4 protein-coding genes are annotated in these 5,018 nt (G+C 65.7%); 1 reads left to right on the forward strand and 3 read right to left on the reverse strand.

The window, feature by feature from the left end:
• Positions 1-104: 104 nt before the first annotated feature.
• A complete protein-coding gene (gene cobT / locus CWO91_RS41505; RefSeq protein ID WP_130221072.1) occupies positions 105-2,006 on the reverse strand; it encodes a cobaltochelatase subunit CobT in 1,902 nt (633 codons plus the stop codon).
• Between the two features lie 141 nt (positions 2,007-2,147).
• The gene (gene cobS / locus CWO91_RS41510; RefSeq protein ID WP_130221073.1) at positions 2,148-3,146 is read right to left on the reverse strand and encodes a cobaltochelatase subunit CobS; all 999 of its coding nucleotides are present in this window, start codon (positions 3,144-3,146) and stop codon (positions 2,148-2,150) included.
• Positions 3,147-3,442: 296 nt separating this feature from the next.
• On the opposite strand from cobS, the gene CWO91_RS41515 reads away from it, so the two are divergent.
• The gene (locus tag CWO91_RS41515; protein WP_130221074.1) at positions 3,443-4,102 is read left to right on the forward strand and encodes a DedA family protein; all 660 of its coding nucleotides are present in this window, start codon (positions 3,443-3,445) and stop codon (positions 4,100-4,102) included.
• A gap of 190 nt (positions 4,103-4,292) precedes the next feature.
• Here the strand turns inward: CWO91_RS41515 and CWO91_RS41520 are convergent.
• Positions 4,293-5,018 (reverse strand): citrate synthase (locus tag CWO91_RS41520; protein WP_245471541.1); only part of this gene is annotated, 726 nt, incomplete at its 5' end.

Consider the following 5,018-nt stretch of genomic DNA (forward strand, 5'->3'; position numbering starts at 1 on the left):
CGCGGGCTGCAACTGCGCCTGCGCCCGCGCCAATTGCGGCATCGTCAGTAGGGAAAATCCCGCCGCCGCGTGGCCGAGAAAGCTGCGGCGGGATTGATGGTTGCTCACGAATGCAATTTGCGGCGCGGCCGGCCGGCCGGCTGGCTCGGCGCGGTGTTGGTCTCGCTGAAGAGTTCGGCGAGCTTCTCGGTGATGGCGCCGCCGAGCTCCTCGGCATCCACGATCGTCACGGCGCGGCGATAATAGCGCGTCACGTCATGGCCGATGCCGATCGCGATCAGCTCGACCGGCGAGCGGGTCTCGATCTCCTCGATGATGTGGCGCAGGTGCCGCTCGAGATAGTTGCCGGGATTGACCGACAGCGTGGAATCGTCGACCGGCGCGCCGTCCGAGATCATCATCAGGATCTTGCGCTGCTCGGCCCTCGCCAGCAGGCGCTTGTGCGCCCAGTCCAGCGCCTCGCCGTCGATGTTCTCCTTCAGGAGGCCCTCGCGCATCATCAGGCCGAGATTCTTGCGCGCACGACGCCACGGCGCATCCGCCGACTTGTAGATGATGTGGCGGAGATCGTTGAGGCGGCCGGGATTGGCCGGCTTGCCGGCGGCAAGCCAGGCTTCGCGCGATTGCCCGCCCTTCCAGGCGCGGGTGGTAAAGCCCAAAATCTCGACCTTGACGCCACAACGCTCCAGCGTGCGGGCGAGGATGTCGGCGCAGGTCGCGGCGACCGTGATGGGGCGCCCGCGCATCGAGCCGGAATTGTCGAGCAGCAGCGTCACCACGGTGTCGCGGAACGTCGCCTCCTTCTCGTGCATGAAGGACAGCGGGTGATAGGGATCGGTGACGACGCGCGACAGCCGCGCGGGATCGAGGATGCCCTCTTCGAGATCGAACTCCCAGGCGCGGTTCTGCTGCGCCATCAGGCGGCGCTGCAGCCGGTTGGCGAGGCGGGCGACGATCCCCTGCAGATGCGCGAGCTGCTTGTCGAGATAGGCGCGCAGGCGCTCCAGCTCGTCATGGTCGCAGAGGTCTTCGGCCGCGATGACCTCGTCGAATTTCGGCGCGAACGCGTGATATTCCGGCCCACGCGGCTCGTTGGCCCCGCGCGAATGCGGCCGCGTCGCCTCGCCCGGCGTCTCGTCGTCGCCGAGCTCGCCGTCGTCGAACGTATCCGAGGTCGAAGCCTGCGCGCTTTCCATCGCGCTTTCGCTCATCTCCTCCGACGTCGCCTGGGCCTGGTCGGCGCTCATCTCCTGTGCGGCGTCGGAATCGGGCGAGCCCTCGGCGCCGGACTGGTCGTTGTCGCCGTCCTGGTTCTCGTCGTTCTCGTCATTGTCCTCGGTGTCGGCGTTGCGCTCGTCGCCGAGCTCGAGCGCCGAGAGCAGATCATGCACGGCATCGCCGAACCGGGTCTGGTCCTCGACCACGCCGTCGAGCCGGTCGAGTCGCCTGCCGATCTTGTCCTCGAGAATGGGCCGCCAGAGGTCGACCATCTTCTTCGCAGCCGCCGGCGGCGCCATGCCGGTCAGGCGCTCGCGCACCAGCATCGCCAGCGCATCGGCCAGCGGCGCGTCGGCGCGGTCGGTGATCTCGTCGAACTTGCCACGATGGAAGTGATCGTCGAGCATCGCGGTGAGGTTTTTGGCAACGCCCGCCATGCGGCGCGCGCCGATCGCCTCGACGCGGGCCTGCTCCACCGCCTCGAACACGCCGCGCGCCTGCGGATTGCCGGGCATCAGCTTGCGATGAACTTTCGGATCGTGACAGGCGAGCTTGAGCGCGATGGAATCGGCGTGGCCGCGCACGATCGCCGCATCACGTCTGCTCATCTTGCGCGCCGGCTCGGGCAGCCGCGCCTTGCCGGGCGCAAGGCCCGGGCGCTCGGCGGCGAAAGAGACGTCAAGCTCGGGCGATTTCGCGATCGCCTTCAGGCAGGAGGCGACCGAGCGCTTGAACGGCTCGGTCGGCGCTTCCTTGTTGCTGCGGAATTTGGAGTTGGAGGTGGTCATCTGACCCTATCTGTCGTCCCGGCGAAGGCCGGGACCCATAACCACCGGCCGCTCTTGTGTCAGGAAACTATCAGTGACGTTCTATCGAGACATCACGCGGTATGGGTCCCGGCGTTCGCCGGGACGACATACCGAGAGAGATCAGCTCAGCGCCACGTTCACCGCCGATTCCGGCAGCTCCGCGTTGAAGCAGCGCTGGTAGAACTCGGCGACCAGCGGACGCTCGAGCTCGTCGCATTTGTTGAGGAAGGTGACGCGGAAGGCGAAGCCGATATCGCCGAAGATGTCGGAATTCTCCGCCCAGGTGATCACCGTGCGCGGGCTCATCACCGTCGACAGATCGCCGTTGGCGAAGGCGTTGCGGGTGAGGTCGGCGAGGCGCACCATCTTATTGACGATGTCGCGGCCCTCCTGGGAGCGATAATGCTTGGCCTTGGCCAGCACGATCTCCACTTCCTCGTCATGGCTGAGATAATTCAGCGTGGTGACGATCGACCAGCGGTCCATCTGGCCCTGGTTGATCTGCTGGGTGCCGTGATAGAGGCCGGAGGTGTCGCCGAGGCCGACGGTGTTCGCCGTGGCGAACAGGCGGAACGCCGGATGCGGCTTGATCACCTTGTTCTGGTCGAGCAGCGTCAGGCGTCCCGAGACCTCCAGCACGCGCTGGATCACGAACATCACGTCGGGGCGGCCGGCGTCGTATTCATCGAACACCAGCGCGACGTTGTTCTGCAGCGCCCAGGGCAAAATGCCGTCGCGGAATTCGGTGACCTGCTTGCCGTCCTTGACAACGATCGAGTCCTTGCCGACCAGATCGATACGGCTGATGTGGCTGTCGAGATTGACGCGCACGCAGGGCCAGTTCAGTCGCGCGGCGACCTGCTCGATATGGGTGGATTTGCCGGTGCCGTGATAGCCGGTCACCATCACGCGGCGGTTCTTGGCAAAGCCGGCAAGAATGGCGAGCGTGGTGGCGCGGTCGAACCGGTAGTCGGAATCCACTTCGGGCACATGAGGATCGACTTCGGAATAGGCCGGGACTTCGAGATCGCTGTCGATCCCGAACACCTGGCGCACCGACACCTTCATGTCGGGCAGACCGGAAACTTCCTCAACTTTGGACAGGGCGGCGGTCGTCATCAATCCTCCGAGGTCCCGGGCGGTCCCGAAACCGGTTATTTGCACGTTGGCTGCGGCTGGGTGCTGAAAATCAACCTATCAGAGACAAGTGGCTGGCAGAAGCCCGCCCACCAATCAAAGTTCCATTGTCTTTTCATTTAGATAGGCAAGGAACGCAGTTTTTGGAGGGCTGCCTTGCGAATCACGCTCGAATTCCGGGCGGTCGACGCCTCTGCCTGCGCGGATGGCACTGTTGCCGCATGTGTCTACCTATGTAGGGTCTGAATTCCAGTGCTCCAGCCCACCACAGAGACGACGTGACATCCTTCCTCGATCCCCTCATCGCCTTCGTCTCGGCCCATGCGTGGCTGGCCTATCTGACCCTGTTCCTGGCGGCGCTGCTCGAAGCGGTGCCGGTCGTCGGGTCGGTGATCCCCGGATCGACCATCATCCTGGCGCTGAGCGCGCTGGTTCCGGGCGGCGAGCTGAAGCTGCCATGGGTGCTGCTGGCGGCCGCACTCGGCGCGGTGCTCGGGGACGGATCGGCCTATTGGATCGGGCACCGGCAGCAACGGGAGATTCTCAACACCTGGCCGCTGACCAACTATCCGCGCGTGGTCGAGCAGAGCGAGAGCTTCTTCCATCGCTTCGGCACCTGGGCGGTGTTCTTCGCCCGCTTCGTGCCCCCGATCCGCGCCTTCGTGCCTGTTACCGCCGGTGCGCTCGGCATGCCGCCGGCGAAGTTTTATGCGGTGAACATCCCCGCGATCCTGGCCTGGGCCCCCGCGCATGTGCTGCCGGGCGTGCTGGCGGTCTCAGCACTGCATGAATATGCCGGCCTGCACCATCATGGGCATGTCGGCAAGCACATCTGGATTTTGACCGTGGTGGCCGTGGCGATCGTGGTGGGCGTGACCCTGTGGTTCATACGTCGCCGGAACGGCAGCGGTGTCGCGGAGGCGAAGCAGCGGGGTTGATAGCACCATCACATCACAGGAGTCGTCCCGGCCTAGTGCGCAATTGCGCACGGGGCCGGGACCCATAACCACAGAGAGCGGTTTGGCGAAGATTAGCGGTTCGGTACTCCTACCGCTCGCAATCGATAGATCACGCGGTATGGGTCCCGGCCTTCGCCGGGACGACGCTGAGAAACTAGCTTTATCGCTCTCACACTTTGGAGCCGGTTACAACTCGCCTCCCCGGCGCCGGTCCGACATACCGCGCCCGCGGCCTGATCAGCTTGCCGAACTGCAATTGCTCGCTGGCGTGGGCGATCCAGCCGACGCTGCGGGCCATGGCGAACAGCGCGAGCTCGCTGCCGGCGGGCAGGCGCAGGGCGTGCACGAGCACGGCGAGTGCGTAGTCGATGTTGACGAACTCGCCGGTCGCCTCCGCGATCCGCTCCGGCACTTCGCGAGTGAATTTTCGCGGTGCGCCGGCGCGCGACAAGGCATTCAGCAGCGATTGCGCGCGGGGATCGCCGCGCTTGTAGACGCCATGGCCGAAGCCGGCAAAGCGCTCGCCGAGCGCGACGCGCTCGCGCACCATCGGCTCGACGTCGCGATCGATCAGCGTCTTCACGAGCTGCGAGGCCAGCACGCCGGCGCCGCCATGCTTGGGCCCTTTCAGCGCGGCGAGGCCGGCGATCACTGCGTCATAGAGATTGAGGCCGGTCGAGGCGGCACAGCGCGCGGTGAAGGTCGAGGCGTTCAATTCGTGGTCGGCGAGCAGCACCAGCGCGCGGCGGATCAGATCGGGAGCATGCTTGTTGTCCGCCGCCCACGCTTTCGCAACCTGCTGATGCAGCGGGTCGGCCGACGGCTCGGCATTGAGCATGGTCGCGACCAGCAGGCGGACGATGCGCGCGCCGACCATGGCGCGGCCATCGGGCGC

This window comes from Bradyrhizobium genosp. SA-3, assembly GCF_004212635.1.
GTDB lineage: Bacteria > Pseudomonadota > Alphaproteobacteria > Rhizobiales > Xanthobacteraceae > Bradyrhizobium.

Coding starts and splice junctions, on each gene's coding strand:
- cobT (WP_130221072.1), bottom strand. CDS start 2,006: ATGACCACCTCCAACTCCAAATTCCGCAGCAACAAGGAAGCGCCGACC.
- cobS (WP_130221073.1), bottom strand. CDS start 3,146: ATGACGACCGCCGCCCTGTCCAAAGTTGAGGAAGTTTCCGGTCTGCCC.